This is a genomic window from Mucilaginibacter oryzae, from assembly GCF_003148845.1.
Taxonomy (GTDB): Bacteria; Bacteroidota; Bacteroidia; order Sphingobacteriales; family Sphingobacteriaceae; genus Mucilaginibacter; species Mucilaginibacter oryzae.
Genome location: NZ_QGHA01000004.1, coordinates 227,026 through 244,677 on the forward strand (window position 1 = coordinate 227,026; position 17,652 = coordinate 244,677).

Sequence of the window (17,652 nt, forward strand, 5' to 3'; positions counted from 1 at the left end):
ATGCAATGATATAATGACCTAATGACTGATAAGAAATGACCAAAAAGTTTAAAGATACCGATATGCAGGCCGTAATAGGCTGGATACTTCGCGCCGGGGTGCTGGTATCAATGAGCATTGTTTTTATTGGCGGGGTTATTTATTTGTACCGTCATGGCCATGCCCATGTTGATTACACCACGTTTGTTGGCGTACCCGATTTTGTGAGCAGCCCCGGCGGCATTATACGCGGAATTTTTACGCTTCGCGGCCGGGCCATCATACAGGCCGGTATCATTTTGCTGATAGCCACACCGGTTATCCGGGTTATATTTTCGGCCATTGGTTTTATTATTGAAAAAGATTATCTCTACACCGCCATCACTTTGGTGGTTCTGCTCATTATTTTTTCAAGTATGCTGAGCGGGCACGCGGGTTAATATTTTTAAAAACCTTTTACGCTTTCATGTATTATAAATATATGCAGAGGCAAAGGGTGCAATCATCGGCTTTAAGCAGCGTTGGCTACGATCCTGAATCGCGCATACTCGAACTGGAGTTCAGGGAAAGCGGCGATGTATGGCAATACTTTGGCGTTTTGCCAGGAACCTACAGGCGGTTTATAGGCGCGCAATCATTAGGGCATTTCTTTTCAACACGCATTAAAGGCAAGTATCCCGAGCTTAAAATGCTTTACGCCCATTTTCACTAATTGCCCGTGCGGCGGCGTTCATCATCATTACCTGTATTACGCTTATTGGCCGATTTTACCGTGCTTTTTCCAAAACGATAGCTAAAGTTAAGCCTTACAATGCGCGTATCGCGTTTGCTGTTTTCGCTCAGGTTAATGTTTTGGTAGATGGCATAGTTACGTACCCTGTCGGTATTAAAAATATCCATCAGGGTTAGTTTGAGGTTGCCCCGCTTATTCAAAATTTGCCTGCCGATGCCCGCGTTAACCGAATAACTGGATTTTAAATTGTTTACCCCATATAGGGTAGGCGTTTCGTACCTGCCAAATATTTCGGCGGTAGTGGTGCTGTTGATATGAAATGTTTGGGTACTGCTTAAAATAATATCCTGTTTTGCGCGGTTAAAGTTACTAACGCTGGCGTAGGCTTTGTAGCGTACATACATGGCATCCGCGTTAAAATCTGCATTCCACCATTGGGTAATCTGCACGGGGGCATAAAACGAAGCGCCATAGGTAAAAATCTGCCCAAAATTTCGGCGTATAGTGATATTAACTTTAGTGGTATCATTTTGCATATATACCGGAAAGTCATAAGCGTTGTTGGTTACGCTGAAGTACAGTTGCGTTGATATGGTTTGATTATAGGTATGCGATAGCTGTATGGTATTGGTAAACTCCGGTTTAAGGTTAGGGTTGCCCGCACGGTAATCATACAAATCGGTATAGTATAAAAAAGGATTAATATCCTCATAAAGGGGGCGGTGAATGCCGCGGTTATAACCAATGCCGATGGTGTTTTTTTTGTCGGCTTCATAATTAACCTGCACCTGCGGAAACAGGTTAAAATAGCTGTTGATGTTTACCGCGGGCATTGCCTGGTTTATAGCCCATGAGCTGCCTTTGGTATGTGTATTTTCGGCCCTGATGCCGGCCGTAATATCCCAGGCGCCAATTTTATTTACGTAGTTGAGGTACCCGGCGGTTATCGTTTCCTGGTATAAAAAACGGTTGCTGAAACGCTCGTCGGGCTGGTAGGTGTCACCTATTCTGGGGCCGAAAATCAGGTTGTTATCGCTGTTTACATGACTGTACTTAACGCCCGCCTCTAATTTTGCCTTTTTGCTGAAAGGGTTAACATAATCAATTTTGGAAGTCCAGATATGAATTTTTGCGGGAGAAAGGTTTTCGAGATCCAGATCGTCGCTGTAGCTGTTGCCTGCGGCATCAAGAAAGCTGTTGGTGATATACTCGTTCGAATGACGGTGGTTACTTGAGTAATTGGCATCTACCGCTATGGTTTGGCCCATACTATCTAATACCGCGTTATAGTTTACATTATAATTTAAATAACTGCTGCCCCTGTCAAGATTGGAGCGGGCATTAACCATCGAATCCAGCTTGCCCTGGTTGCTAATGGCTAAGTTGTTGTGTTTGGTAAAATCATCATCCCGTACCACGCCGAATATCAGTAAGCCGATGGTTTGTTTTGGGGTGATGGAATAATCGGCCCCTAACTTGAAGTTATGGTTGCGGGTAGTCTGGATGTTGTTGTAATCAACGTTGTAATTGCTTAAAACATCATCAAACAAAATACTGCGACGGGTGGCAATGGTGCGCGCGCTTTTGTTGGCATCAAAAGTATAGTTGCCAAATATGTTGAGCTTTTTGGTGCGATGGTTTAAAACAATACCGGCTGTGCTTTTATAATATTTACCATAGCCCGCCATGGCGGTAAAGCTGCCGTTGGTACCCATGTTTTTGCCTTTTTTTAAGATGATGTTGATGACACCACCACCAGATGCATCGAATTTTGCCGACGGACTGCTGATCACTTCTATCTGATCAATAGTGCTGCTTTGCATGCTGCGCAACAGGGAGTTAAGTTCATCGCCGCTCAGGTTGGTGGGCCTGCCGTCGATGGCGATCATCGCCGCCTGGCGCCCGGTTACGCTGAGCGTTTCGTTGCTGTTTACCCGTACGCCCGGCGATTGCCGCAGGATATCAAAAGCCGAATTACCTTCGGCAAGTACGCTGTTTTGTATGTTTAAGGTTATTTTGCCTGGCTTCACCTCGATGTACGATTTTCGTGCAACTACCTTTACTTCCTGTAATTGGTGGTTTTGCTGCGTTAAAATAATATCGGGCGTGGTTATTTTTTGGTCTGGCGCCAGTTGATACGGCCCCGAATAAATTTTGCTGTAACCTATGCTGCTGGCTTGCACCAGGTATTTACCGGGTTTAAGATCAGTAAACTCAAACAAACCTGCCTGGTTTACAAATTCCGATCGTAGTATCGAAGTATCGGGGGTATTAATTTTAAACAGTATTACTGTTGCCGCCTCGGCGGGTTGGTTATTATCGGTAAAAATTTTCCCCCGTATCGCCGGAGCCTTGGTTTGCGCAAGCGCGGCACAATACAATCCAGTCAAGAACACAATAAAAAAGCTCCTGGTAAAAAAGTTCATTAATTATTAAGATGTAGAATTATAGCTATAACAGTCAGATTAAATGTAAGGCAATATATGAAAATATATATAATTTTATAGGTGCTCCCGGCGGTATCTAAACTTGATTTTGTTTATTAATGCTATTAAATGCCTGAGCATCGCGCCTTGACATGGTCTTTTTTCGATTGTAGTACAATCGTTTCTTTGCTAATATGACTTTTGCCTGAAAGTCAGCCGCGTTCATACCACATAAATAAAAGCCCGGAGCGTGGCGGGACCGGACGTAGGAGAGGCGAGGACTTGGAACGGATAGCCCGGGCCGCTGGTAACGCCATAAATGATAATGAGATAAAGCGGAAATTAAATCAGAGATATTATGGGTTTACAATTTATTTCGGATAGTACAGTCCAAACTACAGGGGTTTTTATTCCGATTAATGATTGGAATGAGTTTAAAAGCAAATTTAAGGGTATTGAACAGGAAGATATCGGTGTGCCCGAATGGCATATCTTTCCAAAAAATATTTTCTACTAATTTTTCCTACTCAAAACCACCCTATCCAAGCTAAACCTATAATTTATACCAGATACCAATTTGTTCATTATTTAGCGACTTAGGGCAACAAACCAATACCATATTTTATACGTTATTTTGTTAGTAACCAACAATAACCAATTATAAACGTATGGATGCTATGTTAACCGATACCCCAAATTACGGCGGGTATGATTTCGCCATGAACGAAAATAAGCAGATGGTTGGCCAAATGGCCCGCGATTTCGCCGAACGTTATATCAAACCCCATGTAATGGAATGGGACGAGGCCCAGCACTTCCCTGTAGATTTATTTAAAAAGCTTGGAGAATTGGGTATGATGGGGGTTTTTGTGCCCGAACAGTACGGCGGCTCGGGTTTCGGCTATTATGAGTATGTAACAGTGATCAGCGAGATTGCCAAAGTTTGTGGGGCGATAGGCTTATCGGTGGCGGCCCATAACTCGCTCTGCACCGGCCACATCCTCGCTTTTGGAAACGAAGAGCAAAAACATAAATGGTTGCCTAAGCTGGCTACAGCCGAGTGGCTTGGCGCCTGGGGACTCACGGAAGCCAACACCGGGTCAGACGCGTTGCATATGAATACCACTGCCGTTTTGGATGGCGATTATTATATAGTTAACGGCTCAAAAAACTGGATCACCCACGGTAAATCAGGCAATGTAGCCGTGGTTATGGTACGTACCGGTGAAAAAGGCGATTCGCACGGTATTTCGGCTTTGGTAATTGAGAAGGGTACGCCCGGCTTTACGCATGGTAAAAAGGAAAATAAACTGGGGATGCGGGCATCTGAAACTACCGAATTGATTTTTGATAACTGCCGTGTACCCAAAGAAAATTTATTAGGTGTTGAAGGCGAAGGCTTTAAACAAGCCATGCAGGTGCTTGACGGCGGTCGCATCTCGATAGCGGCGCTCTCGTTAGGGATAGCCAAAGGCGCTTTTGATGCCGCGGTTGCTTATGCCAAAGAACGTCACCAGTTTGGTCAGCCTATCAGCAATTTCCAGGGGATAGCCTTTAAACTGGCCGATATGGCTACAGAAATCGAAGCTTCTGAACTATTAATTATGCAGGCCGCTGATTTGAAAAACCGGCACCTGCCGGTAAGCAAGCAATCGGCCATGGCTAAATATTATGCTTCGGAAACAGCCGTGCGTACGGCTACCGAGGCTGTGCAGATCTTTGGTGGGTATGGCTATACTAAGGATTTTCCGGTGGAGAAGTTTTATCGCGACGCTAAACTATGCACTATAGGAGAGGGGACAAGCGAGATCCAGAAGATTGTGATTAGCCGGGAGGTGTTGAAGGGATAGGTGAGGGGTTGATTTTAACAATATTTAACGTTTTCGCTTTTGGCGTTTTGTGACTGTAAGGTATATTTATGAATGAATAAACCTTACCTGTTCGCACTCATGTATGTAATCTTATTGCTTAATCCTGATTGTGGTTGGGTTCCCCATTTGTTTCAGGTCAAAAATAAACCTGTGCATGAGTTATCCAAGGGCAAATATGTTTTACATATAAACCAATTTACCGTAACGAGGACTAAAGATACCTTGGTATCTGGAGAGAAGATTCCCTTAGTCAGGTTTGTTTTAAATTTCACTAATAATACAAATGATACGCTGAAGTATATAAATATGTCCTGTTCATGGTGGGATATCTATCGTATCAGTAATAGCAGTATAGGTAATTTTTCGTCTGGTTGCGACAAAAATGTTCCTGTAGTTGTTAATCTCCCCACATCAAATAAGTAAAATAAACTTTCCGTTAAAAATTGCGAAATCGACAGACGTGCGTGGTGAAAAGTTTAGGGTAGGAATGAATATAGTATTATACAGGTCATGGAGTCAGTTGTGGAGTTCGTCGGTATGGGATGAATTATCGACTGGGAATAATCTGATCTGGAGTAATGAGGTGGCAATACCCTAATTGTTGATAAATGAAAAATCTGTACCTTATTATTCTGTGTTTTCTTGTAGTTTTAAATTGCTATGGTGAACGTTTATCTACAAAATTGGATACGGGAAAAATAGTTCCTGTATCCGCAAAAAAGGATATCCCGTTACCGCTATCATTGTTAAAGAGTATAAGCTCGGCTCCAAATTTCGAAAGCGCACAACTAATTCGTACCGGTTGGAGCGATGGAATATTTAATAGCGATTTTTACCGTCATGATCTTGCCAGTGCTAATCCTGCGGGGTTTGAAGAACTCTCGGATTCTGATCGCCGGAATTTTATAATAATTATCAATCAGGATGCCATTAAACAGGCAAAAGATACTGTTTGTTATGATGATGGTAAACTTCATAGGTGTATCTACACGTTTATGCAGGTTCAGTTAAATAACAGGTCTGCTGATACCCTTAAGTACATAAATATGTCATGCTCATGGTTGGATGCATTTAGGGCTGATAAAGAATGTATACGGTTTTTGCCCACAGCGTTGATGATGGAATGCTGGAAAAATAGCCCGACAGTTTATATGGTGCCTCCTTACAGGCAAGTGATTTTTGATATACCCGTTTTTTATTTGACAGATACCGGCGATAATAAACCTTTCACGTTTAAAACAATTAAGATAGGAATGAGCCTGTTTAAATACAAAGAGGGGAGGCAACTGCCAGTTGATATTTACTCCCTTGCACATACCGCTAATTATCTGGAGCAATGAGGTTATTATAAAATAATAGGTGTAAAGATACAAGGTTCCTTAAAGTTTCTATATCGGCGTTGCCAATTGTATAATCGGTGCAATCCAAAAATAAAATAAATTCCTCATTCCCTGTTTGATATTCAAAACATTGTGATTATCTTTGCCCTCCCTTGAAAGGAGGTATTTTAGGAATTATGATCATTATTAACGTAAAAGACGGCGAATCATTAGACAAAGCATTGAAACGCTTTAAAAAGAAATTCGAAAAAACAGGTGTTTTAAGAGAACTACGCAGTCGTCAGGCTTTCGAAAAAAAATCTGTAACCCGTCGCCATGTTGTTAAGCATGCCATCTACAAACAAGGTTTAAACCAGGAAACAGTTTAAGTTCTTTTTGTTGAAAAGAATTTATTAATTTCTTGACACTATATTAAAACTATTTGTACATTCATCATTCAGGATGTATAAATAGTTTTTTATGTTTTTAGCGCGTTTTATCCAATACATCAGGTACGAGAAGCGGTACTCGCCCCATACTGTAACCGCTTACGAGGCAGATCTGGATCAGTTTATGCGCTTTTTAAACAATCCGTCCGGTGCTGATCCTGCACCCGAACCCGTTGTAACCCATCCATCCCAAATAAGCTATCAGGACATCCGTAACTGGATGGTTGAGCTTATTGATCAAAAAATGCTGGCCCGTTCAGTTAACCGCAAAATGGCCACGCTGCGCAAGTACTTTAAATTTTTATTGCAGGAAGGCATTATCGAAACCAACCCTGCCTCGCGCATCCAATCTCAAAAAATACCTAAAACCCTGCCCGTTGTGGTGGAGGCCGACCGTCTGGCGCAAATGCTGGATAGTGACGAAATTTTTCCAGCTGATTTTGAGGGCCGCAGGGACAAGCTGGTGATAGAAATGCTGTTTGGCACCGGCATGAGGCTGGCCGAACTGTTAGGCGTTAAAGAACAGGATGTTAACCTGCACGAAGGCGTTGTAAGGGTACTGGGTAAAAGGAATAAAGAGCGGATAATCCCAATCAACACCGAGTTGAAGAACCTGCTTCAGGAGTACATCAACTTAAAGAAAAATCAAAATTTTGATAACAATTCCTTCACATTAATCGTTACAAATAAAGGAGCCGGAGCTTATCCGGCCATGATCTATTTAATAGTGCAAAAGTACCTGGCCAACATATCAACCCAAAGTAAACGCAGCCCGCACGTGCTGCGGCATACCTTTGCTACCACGTTGTTAAACAAAGGGGCCGACTTAAATTCGATCAAAGAACTTTTGGGCCATGCTAACCTCAGCGCAACCCAGATTTATACGCACAATTCAGTTGAAAGACTAAAATCTATTTATAAACTCGCCCATCCAAAGGCTTAAAAAGGAGGAACCATGAAAATTACAGTGCAGTCAATCCATTTCACCGCAGACAAAAAATTATTAGATTTTATTCAGAAAAAAGCTGATAAGCTTGATACGTTTTATGACCATATCATCAGCGGTGAAGTTTACTTAAAGCTTGAGAATGTGGAAGATGAAGCCAATAAGATAACGGAAATAAAGTTACAGTTACCGGGTAACCAATTGTTTGCCAAAGAGCAGTGCAAAACTTTTGAAGAGGCGACCGATTTGGCGGTTGAAAGCCTTCGTAAACAGATAGAAAAGCATAAGCAAAAGAAAGCAATAGCCGATGCATCAGCCAAACAAGCCATATTAACCGGTGCTGAAGACGGTTTTTAATTATAAAAAGGGCTTTTTTAGCTCAAAAATCGACAGGTTTAAAGCCTGTCGATTTTTTTTGATAAAAAATTTTGAAGGGGTTTTATTTTTTGTAGATTTGCAGTCCCGTTTCGGGGGAGGTACAGCGCCGCAATTTGGCAAGTTTTAACACCTCAAAAAAAAGTTAAAATAGTTCTTTAAAATATCAAAAAGCTTGTTAGTTTTGCGCTCCGTTATCGAAAGGCACACAAGTCTTGAAAATAACAAAAGGCAAGATAAATATAGAAGCCTCCTTAGCTCAGCTGGTAGAGCAACTGACTTGTAATCAGTAGGTCATTGGTTCGATCCCGATAGGAGGCTCAGTTTTTTTCGGATTGAGGTGTTTAGCTTCAATTTTGGACATCACAAACCGGGATAAACTACCGGGGAGATACCAGAGCGGTCAAATGGGACGGACTGTAAATCCGTTGCTTCGGCTACGAAGGTTCGAATCCTTCTCTCCCCACTTATTTGAATGAGTGATTTGATGAGTTAGTGGTTTAGTAAATGCTAAACTACTTATTCACTAAATCACTCATTCATTAATTAACAAGCGGAAGTAGCTCAGTTGGTAGAGCGATAGCCTTCCAAGCTATAGGTCGCGAGTTCGAACCTCGTCTTCCGCTCGGTGATTTCGGATTTTTAAGTTCGAATTTGAACCAGCAAGCCCGATGCCGGATGAGGTAAGTAGAGAAAGGAAATAAAATCCCAAATCGAACTTCTGAAATCCTAAATCAAAATATAAGCCGACGTAGCTCAGTGGTAGAGCACTTCCTTGGTAAGGAAGAGGTCACGGGTTCAAATCCCGTTGTTGGCTCAGTGTTATTAAAACATACATTAAAGTTAAATTAACCTACAAAAATAATTTATAGATCATGGCAAAAGAAAAGTTTGACCGCAGTAAGCCGCACTTAAACATCGGTACAATCGGTCACGTTGACCACGGTAAAACAACCCTTACCGCAGCTATTACTAAAGTTTTGGCTGATAAAGGTTTATCAGAAGCTCGTTCATTTGATTCAATTGACTCTGCTCCTGAAGAAAAAGAGCGTGGTATCACTATCAACACTGCCCACGTTGAATATTCAACTGCTAACCGTCACTACGCACACGTTGACTGTCCAGGTCACGCGGATTATGTGAAAAACATGGTTACAGGTGCTGCTCAGATGGACGGTGCTATCATCGTAGTTGCTGCTACTGACGGCCCAATGCCTCAAACCCGTGAGCACATCCTGTTAGCTCGTCAGGTAGGTGTACCTGCACTTGTTGTTTTCATGAACAAAGTTGACATGGTTGATGATCCTGAATTATTGGAGTTGGTAGAAATGGAAGTTCGTGAATTATTATCATTCTACGAATTCCCAGGTGATGATATCCCGGTTATCCAGGGTTCTGCTTTGGGTGGCTTGAACGCTGATCCAAAATGGGTTGAAAAAATCATGGAATTGATGGATGCTGTAGATAGCTACATCCCAATTCCTCCACGTTTGACAGATCTTCCATTCCTGATGCCTGTTGAAGACGTATTCTCGATCACTGGTCGTGGTACTGTAGCAACCGGTCGTATCGAGCGTGGTGTAATCAACTCTGGCGAGCCTGTAGATATTTTAGGTATGGGTGCTGAGAACTTGAAATCAACCGTAACAGGTGTTGAGATGTTCCGCAAAATCCTTGACCGTGGTGAAGCTGGTGACAACGTAGGTTTATTGTTACGTGGTATTGAGAAAACTGATATCCGTCGTGGTATGGTTATCTGCAAACCAGGTTCAGTAACTCCTCACACCGATTTCAAAGCAGAAGTTTACGTATTATCAAAAGCAGAAGGTGGCCGTCACACTCCATTCTTCAACAAATACCGTCCGCAGTTCTATTTCCGTACCACTGACGTAACCGGTGAGATTTCACTGGAGCCAGGTGTAGAAATGGTTATGCCAGGTGATAACGTTACTATCAACGTAAAATTGATCAACGCTATCGCGATGGAAAAAGGCTTACGTTTCGCTATCCGTGAAGGTGGCAGAACAGTAGGTGCCGGTCAGGTAACTGAAATCGTTAAGTAATAACATTTCAATAAAAGGTTAATTTGAAAACATAAGTTTAGCCTTCAACGGCAAACTTATGTTTTCTTATTATAAAAATAACACACGGGAATAGTTCAACGGTAGAATAGAGGTCTCCAAAACCTTTGATCAGGGTTCGAATCCTTGTTCCCGTGCTTTAAGCACAATATAAAAATGGCAGGCGTAGCTGAATATATTAAAGAGTCATACATCGAGTTAACCGAAAAGGTTACCTGGCCTACATGGCGCGAGCTGCAAAGCAGCGCTGTTTTGGTGTTGGTTGCCGCTATCATTATTGCTTTGGTTATTTTAGGTATGGACCAGATCATTAACTATTTGCTTAAATTGTTTTATACATCGCTAACTTAATATCAGGGAGATAAGAATGAGTGATCAATTGAAATGGTATGTAGTTAGGGCCATTAGCGGTAAGGAAAAAAAAGTTAAACAGTATATTGATGCCGAAATTAGCCGTTTGGGCATCAGTCATTTGGTGCCTCAGGTATTAATACCTACCGAGAAATATTACCAGATGCGCGATGGAAAGAAGATCGCTAAGGAGCGTAATTACTTTCCTGGCTATGTGTTAATGGAAGCCGTACTGGATGGCGAAACTGAGCACATCATTAAAAACATAAATAGCGTTATAGGTTTCCTGGGCGATAAAGCCGGAAACGCTATCCCGCTTCGCCAATCGGAGGTTAACCGTATTTTAGGTAAGGTTGATGAGATGACAAGCCAGGCCGAAACGATGAACGTTCCTTACTATGTAGGCGAAAACGTTAAAGTTATGGATGGCCCTTTCAACGGCTTCAGCGGCGTTATCGAAGAGGTAAACGAAGAGAAGAAGAAGTTGAAGGTAATGGTAAAGATATTCGGTCGTCGTACGCCGCTCGAATTGAATTACATGCAGGTAGAGAAAGAATAGATTTAACTATTTCGTATTTCGGAATTTCGATTTCGGAATTAGTAAATTAAAAATATAAGATAGAAGAACGGGGGAAATCCGTAATCGAAATCCCCAAATCCGATATCAAACAATCTTAAATGTTACTAAGCTTCCACGTACTAACATTGAGTTTATAATTAAAGTAAATTAAAATGGCAAAAGAGATCGGTGCAATGGTTAAGCTGCAAGTTAAAGGCGGCGCTGCAAACCCATCACCACCAATTGGCCCTGCATTGGGTGCGAAAGGTGTGAACATCATGGAGTTTTGCAAACAATTTAATGCACGTACCCAAGACAAACCTGGGAAAATATTGCCTGTTTTGATTACTGTTTATGTTGACAAATCATTCGAATTTATCATCAAAACCCCTCCCGTTGCTATCCAGTTATTGGAAGCTACCGGTTTAAAGAGTGGTTCGGCCGAGCCTAACCGTAAAAAGGTTGCCAGTGTAAACTGGGAACAGGTTGAGGCCATTGCCAAAGATAAAATGGTTGACTTGAACGCGTTCACAGTTGAATCGGCCATGAAAATGGTAGCAGGCACTGCCCGCAGCATGGGAATCACTGTATCTGGTACAGCTCCCTGGAACTAATTGATTTCGGACATTGGATTTGGGAGTTCGGATTTAATTCCGAAATCGAAATTCCGAAATTCGAAATTGAGAAATTATTAATTTATACAAATCAGTTTAAAGACAGTGGCAAGATTAACAAAAAATCAAAAAGCGGCACTATCCAAAATTGAGGCAAACAAATCGTACACATTACAGGATGCATCTGCATTGGTAAAGGAATTAACCTTAACCAAATTTGATTCATCAGTTGATATAGATGTTCGTTTAGGTGTTGACCCGCGTAAAGCCAATCAAATGGTGCGTGGTATTGCAACATTACCTCATGGAACCGGTAAAACTGTGCGTGTATTGGTACTTTGTACTCCTGACAAGGAGCAAGAAGCTAAAGATGCAGGTGCGGATTACGTAGGTTTGGATGATTATATCGCCAAGATTGAAGGCGGATGGACTGATGTTGATATTATCATCACTATGCCAAGCGTGATGGCGAAGGTTGGTCGTTTGGGTCGTATTTTAGGCCCTCGTAACCTGATGCCTAACCCTAAATCAGGTACAGTAACTCCAGAAGTTGGTAAAGCTGTAACTGAGGTAAAAGGTGGTAAAATCGATTTCAAGGTTGATAAAACCGGTATCATCCACACTTCGATAGGAAAAGCATCTTTCTCTGCAGATAAAATTTATGAGAACGCATTAGAAGTATTGCAAACAATCTCTAAATTAAAGCCTTCTGCAGCAAAAGGAACATATTTCAAGAGCATTCACATCTCTTCAACTATGTCGCCTGGTATTACAGTTGAAACTAAATCAGTAGCGGGGATCTAATCATGAATAAAGAAGAAAAATTCGACCTTGTTGTAGCCCTTACTGAGCAGATCAAAGAGTACGGTAATTTTTACATCACCGATACTTCTGACCTGACTGTAGCCAAAATCAATAACATCCGCCGTAAATGTTTTGAAAACGACATTACGATGCAGGTAACCAAAAATAGCTTGATTAAAAAGGCTATGGAAGCTGCAGGCGGCGATTTCAGCCCGATATATGATGTATTGAAAGGTTCATCATCAATCCTTTTCTCAAAATCAGCAACTGCCCCGGCAAAGTTGATCAAACAATTGAGGAAAACAGGTGAAAAACCAATTTTAAAAGCAGCTTATATTGATTCTGCAGTATTTATTGGTGATAACCAGTTAGATACCTTAACCAAGCTGAAATCGAAAGAACAACTGATCGGCGAGATAGTTGGCTTACTTCAATCACCTGCAAAAAATGTACTTTCTGCACTACAATCAGGCGGAACTACTATTGCAGGCCTCGTAAAAACATTACAGGAAAGAGGTTAATCGGACACCTCGTTAAAGTTCGACAATAACAAACAAAAAGCATTAAAAGTAAAAATTTAAATAAAATGGCGGATTTAAAAGCGTTTGCTGAACAGTTGGTAAACTTAACAGTAAAAGAAGTAAACGAATTAGCTCAAATCTTGAAAGACGAGTATGGTATTGAGCCTGCTGCTGCAGCTGTTGCTGTTGCTGCTCCTGCTGCTGACGGCGGTGACGCTGCTCCTGCTGCTGCTGAGCAAACTGCATTTGACGTTATCCTGAAAGAAGCTGGTGGCGCTAAATTAGCAGTTGTTAAATTAGTAAAAGACTTAACCGGCCTTGGCTTGAAAGAAGCTAAAGATCTTGTTGACGGTGCACCAAAAGAACTTAAAACCGGTGTTACTAAAGAAGAAGCTGAATCTTTGAAAAAACAATTAGAAGAAGCTGGCGCGGTAGTTGAGGTTAAATAAGTTAACCCTCGGAAATATAGCTAAAGACTCCGACCATAAACGGTCGGGGTCTATTGCTGTTTATAAGGTTTTGAATTATATGTGAGATAGCAACAGATGTTAGATATGGGATATGAGATTTGAGATAAGTGAGTTTTCAAGTCAACATTTTAAATCTCATGTCTCACGTCTCAAATCTCACATCTCTTCTCTCATGTCTAAAAAATTAATAAACTAAAATTTAAATACCTTGGCAAACAATAATAATCAAAGAGTAAACTTTGCAACCAGCAGAAAGGTTATTGATTACCCTGACTTTCTGGATGTTCAGTTACAATCTTTCCAGGAATTTTTTCAATTGGAAACTACTTCTGACAACCGTTATAAAGAAGGGCTGTTCAAAGTGTTTGCCGAAAACTTTCCTATCTCAGATTCAAGAAACATCTTTGTCCTGGAGTTTCTTGATTACTTTATTGATCCGCCACGTTACGATATACAAGAGTGTATTGAGCGCGGATTAACTTACAGCGTACCACTAAAAGCCAAGCTTCGCCTGTCATGTAATGACGAGGAGCACGAAGACTTTGAAACAATTGTACAGGACGTGTACCTGGGTACCATCCCGTACATGACCCCTAAAGGTACATTTGTGATTAATGGCGCCGAGCGTGTAATTGTATCACAGTTACACCGTTCGCCGGGCGTGTTCTTTGGTCAGAGCCGCCATACCAACGGTACCAAATTGTACTCGGCCCGTGTTATCCCTTTTAAAGGTTCATGGATTGAGTTTGCTACAGACGTTAACAACGTGATGTACGCTTACATTGACCGTAAAAAGAAATTCCCGGTTACTACGTTGCTTCGCGCCATCGGTTACGACTCGGATAAAGACATTCTGGAGTTGTTTGAACTGGCCGACGAGGTTAAGGTAAGCAAATCAGGTCTGAAAAAATATATCGGCCGTAAGCTTGCCGCAAGGGTATTGAAAACCTGGATCGAAGACTTTGTGGATGAAGATACCGGTGAGGTAGTTTCTATCCCCCGTAACGAGATCATCCTTGAGCGTGAAACCATACTGGAAGACGACCATATTGACATGATCATCGATGCCGGTGTGAAAACCATCATCCTGAACAAGGAAGATGCTTCAACCAGCGGTGATTATACTATTATATATAATACTTTACAAAAAGATACTTCCAACTCTGAGAAGGAAGCGGTTGAGCACATCTACCGTCAATTACGTAACGCTGAACCACCTGATGAAGAAACAGCGCGTGGTATCATCGATCGTTTGTTCTTCTCGGATAAAAGATATGACCTCGGTGATGTGGGCCGCTACCGCATCAACCGCAAGCTTAAGTTAAGCACTTCAGAAGATACTAAAGTATTAACCAAGCAGGATATCATCGCCATCGTTAAATATCTGATCAAACTGATCAACTCGAAAGCCGAGGTGGATGATATCGATCACTTGTCAAACCGTCGTGTACGTACCGTAGGCGAGCAGTTATATGCCCAGTTCGGTGTAGGTTTAGCGCGTATGGCCCGTACCATCCGCGAGCGAATGAACATTCGTGACAACGAGGTGTTCACACCAACCGATCTGATCAACGCGCGTACGTTATCATCTGTGATCAACTCGTTCTTCGGAACAAACCAGTTATCACAGTTCATGGACCAAACCAATCCACTGGCAGAGATCACGCACAAGCGTCGTCTGTCGGCCTTAGGCCCCGGCGGTCTGTCGCGTGAGCGTGCAGGTTTCGAGGTTCGTGACGTTCACTACACCCACTACGGTAGGTTGTGTACTATCGAAACTCCCGAAGGTCCGAACATTGGTTTGATTTCATCACTTTGCGTACACGCCAAAATCAACAACTTAGGCTTTATCGAAACTCCGTACAAACGCGTAGTTGAAGGTAAAGTAATGGTTGATGAGCCGGTTATCTACTTATCTGCCGAAGATGAGGATGGTAAAACTATCGGCCAGGCCAACGCCGTTTACAATGACAAAGGTGAGTTTGAATTGCCGCGTGTAAAAGCACGTTTCGAGGGCGACTTCCCGGTTATCGAGCCGGAGCGTTTGGATTTGATGGATATTGCGCCAAACCAGATCACTTCAATTGCGGCTTCGCTGATTCCGTTCTTAGAGCATGATGACGCTAACCGTGCCTTGATGGGTTCGAACATGCAACGCCAGGCTGTACCATTATTGCGCCCTGAAGCGCCAATTGTAGGTACAGGTTTGGAAGGCCGTGTAGCCAAAGACTCGCGTACACTTATCAACGCCGAAGGCGATGGTGTGGTGGAATATGTAGACGCTAATGAGATCCGCATTAAATATGACCGCAGCGAACTGGATCGTTTGATCTCGTTTGAAGGTGATATCAAGAGCTATCGCTTAACCAAGTTCAAGAAAACCAACCAAAGCACCACCATGAACCTGAAGCCGATTGTTAAAAAAGGCCAGCGGGTTGAAAAAGGAGAGGTACTTTGCGAAGGTTACGCTACCCAAAACGGCGAGCTTGCATTAGGCCGTAACCTTAAAGTTGCGTTCATGCCTTGGCAGGGATATAACTTTGAGGATGCGATCGTGATTTCTGAGCGTGTGGTATCACAGGATATATTCACTTCAATCCACGTAGAAGAGTTCGAGCTTGAAGTTCGTGACACTAAACGTGGCGAGGAAGAACTTACACCGGATATCCCTAACGTATCGGAAGAAGCTACTAAAGACCTCGACGAAGACGGTATCATCCGTGTAGGCGCCGAGGTTAAAGAAGGCGACATCCTGATTGGTAAGATCACCCCTAAAGGCGAGTCAGATCCTTCACCGGAAGAAAAACTGTTACGTGCTATCTTCGGTGATAAAGCCGGCGACGTTAAAGATGCTTCATTGAAAACTCCGCCGTCTATTGCCGGTGTGGTTATCGATACCAAATTATTCTCCCGTGCTAAAAAGACTTCAAAAGCTGAAGAAAAGGCACAATTGGAGAAATTGGACGTAAGGCATGAAAAAGCTGTAAAAGATCTGAAAAACACTTTGATTGAAAAGTTATTTGAGATTGTTAACGGCAAAACTTCGCAAGGCGTTTATAATATTTATAAAGAGCTGCAGGTACCAAAAGGCGTTAAATTCACCCAGAAGATTTTGGTTGAGCTTAACTACGATAACATCAACCCAACTAAATGGACTACTGATGATGATAAGAATGATCAGATCAAGATCCTTCTTCACAACTATAACATCAAGTTCAATGAGGAGTTAGGTGCTTACCGCAGAGATAAGTTCGCTATCAGCGTGGGCGACGAGCTTCCGTCAGGTATAGTGCAGATGGCTAAAGTTTACATCGCTAAAAAGCGTAAGCTTAAAGTGGGTGATAAAATGGCGGGCCGTCACGGTAACAAAGGTATTGTGGCACGTATTGTACGTGACGAAGACATGCCTTTCCTTGAAGACGGAACACCGGTTGATATCGTGTTGAACCCGCTGGGTGTACCTTCACGTATGAACCTTGGCCAGATTTACGAAACTGTATTAGGCTGGGCCGGTAAAGAGCTTGGTGTGAAATTCGCTACCCCTATCTTTGATGGTGCAAGCCACGAAGAGGTGGAAGAATGGATCAAAAAAGCCAATCTGCCTGAATCAGGCCGTACTTACCTGTACAATGGTTTAACAGGTGATCGTTTTGATCAGCAAACTACCGTAGGTATTATCTACATGCTGAAATTAGGTCACATGGTTGATGATAAGATGCACGCCCGTTCAATCGGACCGTACTCGCTTATTACACAACAGCCATTGGGTGGTAAAGCACAGTTCGGTGGTCAGCGTTTTGGTGAGATGGAGGTTTGGGCACTGGAAGCATTTGGTGCATCAAACATTCTGCAGGAGATCCTCACCGTTAAATCGGATGATGTTATCGGCCGTGCCAAAACATATGAGGCTATTGTTAAAGGTGAAAACCTGCCAACGCCGTCAGTTCCTGAATCATTCAACGTATTGGTTCATGAGTTACGCGGCTTAGGTTTGGATATCACCTTAGAATAAGGTAAAAGGATAAAGGTGAAAGGTAAAAGGTCAAGTCCCTTACCTTTCACCCTTTAAAAGTGATTAAATAACAGGAGAAGGAATCGGCAAAAAGGAAAACCTTTCGCCCTTCACCTTTCACCTTTAACCTACTAAAAAAGAG

General features: G+C 42.3%; 17 protein-coding genes and 5 tRNA genes. 21 read left to right on the forward strand and 1 reads right to left on the reverse strand.

Translation table 11 applies throughout. The features are described 5' to 3' along the window. The first annotated feature begins 35 nt into the window (after positions 1-35). Positions 36-419 (forward strand): DUF1634 domain-containing protein, encoded by a 384-nt coding sequence (locus LX99_RS12775; RefSeq protein ID WP_109608235.1) that lies wholly within the window; start codon positions 36-38, stop codon positions 417-419. Between the two features lie 41 nt (positions 420-460). After that, positions 461-691, forward strand: coding sequence for a KTSC domain-containing protein (locus tag LX99_RS12780; protein WP_109608463.1), 231 nt, complete (start codon positions 461-463; stop codon positions 689-691). Here the strand turns inward: LX99_RS12780 and LX99_RS12785 are convergent. Continuing rightward, on the reverse strand, positions 688-3,138 hold the full coding sequence (locus tag LX99_RS12785; RefSeq protein WP_109608236.1) for an outer membrane beta-barrel protein: 2,451 nt from the start codon (positions 3,136-3,138) through the stop codon (positions 688-690). The two genes, LX99_RS12780 and LX99_RS12785, sit on opposite strands and share 4 nt — an antisense overlap. 358 nt (positions 3,139-3,496) lie before the next feature. Between LX99_RS12785 and LX99_RS25655 the strand changes: the two genes are divergently transcribed. The 19 genes from LX99_RS25655 (at position 3,497) to rpoB (ending at position 17,510) form a co-directional block, all read left to right on the forward strand. Continuing rightward, entirely contained in the window at positions 3,497-3,655 is a 159-nt protein-coding gene (locus LX99_RS25655) for a hypothetical protein (protein WP_170122693.1), read from the forward strand. A gap of 151 nt (positions 3,656-3,806) precedes the next feature. Further along, the gene (locus tag LX99_RS12790; protein WP_407937405.1) at positions 3,807-4,988 is read left to right on the forward strand and encodes an acyl-CoA dehydrogenase; all 1,182 of its coding nucleotides are present in this window, start codon (positions 3,807-3,809) and stop codon (positions 4,986-4,988) included. A gap of 629 nt (positions 4,989-5,617) precedes the next feature. Then, entirely contained in the window at positions 5,618-6,349 is a 732-nt protein-coding gene (locus LX99_RS12800) for a hypothetical protein (RefSeq protein WP_146203116.1), read from the forward strand. A 176-nt stretch (positions 6,350-6,525) separates the two neighbouring features. Then, the gene (gene rpsU, locus LX99_RS12805) at positions 6,526-6,717 is read left to right on the forward strand and encodes a 30S ribosomal protein S21 (protein WP_022833144.1); all 192 of its coding nucleotides are present in this window, start codon (positions 6,526-6,528) and stop codon (positions 6,715-6,717) included. A gap of 91 nt (positions 6,718-6,808) precedes the next feature. After that, a complete protein-coding gene (locus LX99_RS12810; protein ID WP_109608239.1) occupies positions 6,809-7,720 on the forward strand; it encodes a tyrosine-type recombinase/integrase in 912 nt (303 codons plus the stop codon). Between the two features lie 12 nt (positions 7,721-7,732). Then, on the forward strand, positions 7,733-8,080 hold the full coding sequence (gene hpf / locus LX99_RS12815) for a ribosome hibernation-promoting factor, HPF/YfiA family (RefSeq protein WP_109608240.1): 348 nt from the start codon (positions 7,733-7,735) through the stop codon (positions 8,078-8,080). Positions 8,081-8,346: 266 nt separating this feature from the next. Then, a tRNA-Thr gene (locus LX99_RS12820) sits at positions 8,347-8,419 on the forward strand. A gap of 64 nt (positions 8,420-8,483) precedes the next feature. Then, positions 8,484-8,564: transfer RNA gene (locus tag LX99_RS12825), tRNA-Tyr, on the forward strand. 87 nt (positions 8,565-8,651) lie between these two features. Beyond that, a tRNA-Gly gene (locus LX99_RS12830) sits at positions 8,652-8,724 on the forward strand. Positions 8,725-8,843: 119 nt separating this feature from the next. After that, a tRNA-Thr gene (locus tag LX99_RS12835) sits at positions 8,844-8,915 on the forward strand. A gap of 58 nt (positions 8,916-8,973) precedes the next feature. Beyond that, positions 8,974-10,161, forward strand: a complete 1,188-nt coding sequence (gene tuf / locus LX99_RS12840) for an elongation factor Tu (RefSeq protein WP_022833148.1) — start codon at positions 8,974-8,976, stop codon at positions 10,159-10,161. Positions 10,162-10,245: 84 nt separating this feature from the next. Next, positions 10,246-10,316: transfer RNA gene (locus LX99_RS12845), tRNA-Trp, on the forward strand. Between the two features lie 19 nt (positions 10,317-10,335). Further along, complete coding sequence (gene secE, locus LX99_RS12850) at positions 10,336-10,530, forward strand: preprotein translocase subunit SecE (protein WP_090529653.1); 195 nt, start codon at positions 10,336-10,338, stop codon at positions 10,528-10,530. 16 nt (positions 10,531-10,546) lie between these two features. Next, positions 10,547-11,089 carry a transcription termination/antitermination protein NusG gene (gene nusG, locus LX99_RS12855; RefSeq protein WP_109608241.1) on the forward strand — a complete coding sequence of 181 codons (543 nt, stop codon included), beginning with the start codon at positions 10,547-10,549 and terminating at the stop codon, positions 11,087-11,089. A gap of 173 nt (positions 11,090-11,262) precedes the next feature. Further along, positions 11,263-11,703 (forward strand): 50S ribosomal protein L11, encoded by a 441-nt coding sequence (gene rplK, locus LX99_RS12860; RefSeq protein WP_109608242.1) that lies wholly within the window; start codon positions 11,263-11,265, stop codon positions 11,701-11,703. A gap of 105 nt (positions 11,704-11,808) precedes the next feature. After that, positions 11,809-12,507: a 50S ribosomal protein L1 gene (gene rplA / locus LX99_RS12865; RefSeq protein ID WP_022833152.1), complete on the forward strand. Its 699-nt coding sequence runs from the start codon at positions 11,809-11,811 to the stop codon at positions 12,505-12,507. A 2-nt stretch (positions 12,508-12,509) separates the two neighbouring features. Beyond that, complete coding sequence (gene rplJ, locus LX99_RS12870; RefSeq protein WP_022833153.1) at positions 12,510-13,028, forward strand: 50S ribosomal protein L10; 519 nt, start codon at positions 12,510-12,512, stop codon at positions 13,026-13,028. A 65-nt stretch (positions 13,029-13,093) separates the two neighbouring features. After that, positions 13,094-13,477: a 50S ribosomal protein L7/L12 gene (gene rplL, locus LX99_RS12875; protein ID WP_022833154.1), complete on the forward strand. Its 384-nt coding sequence runs from the start codon at positions 13,094-13,096 to the stop codon at positions 13,475-13,477. A gap of 229 nt (positions 13,478-13,706) precedes the next feature. Then, a complete protein-coding gene (gene rpoB, locus LX99_RS12880; protein ID WP_109608243.1) occupies positions 13,707-17,510 on the forward strand; it encodes a DNA-directed RNA polymerase subunit beta in 3,804 nt (1,267 codons plus the stop codon). Positions 17,511-17,652 lie beyond the last annotated feature (142 nt).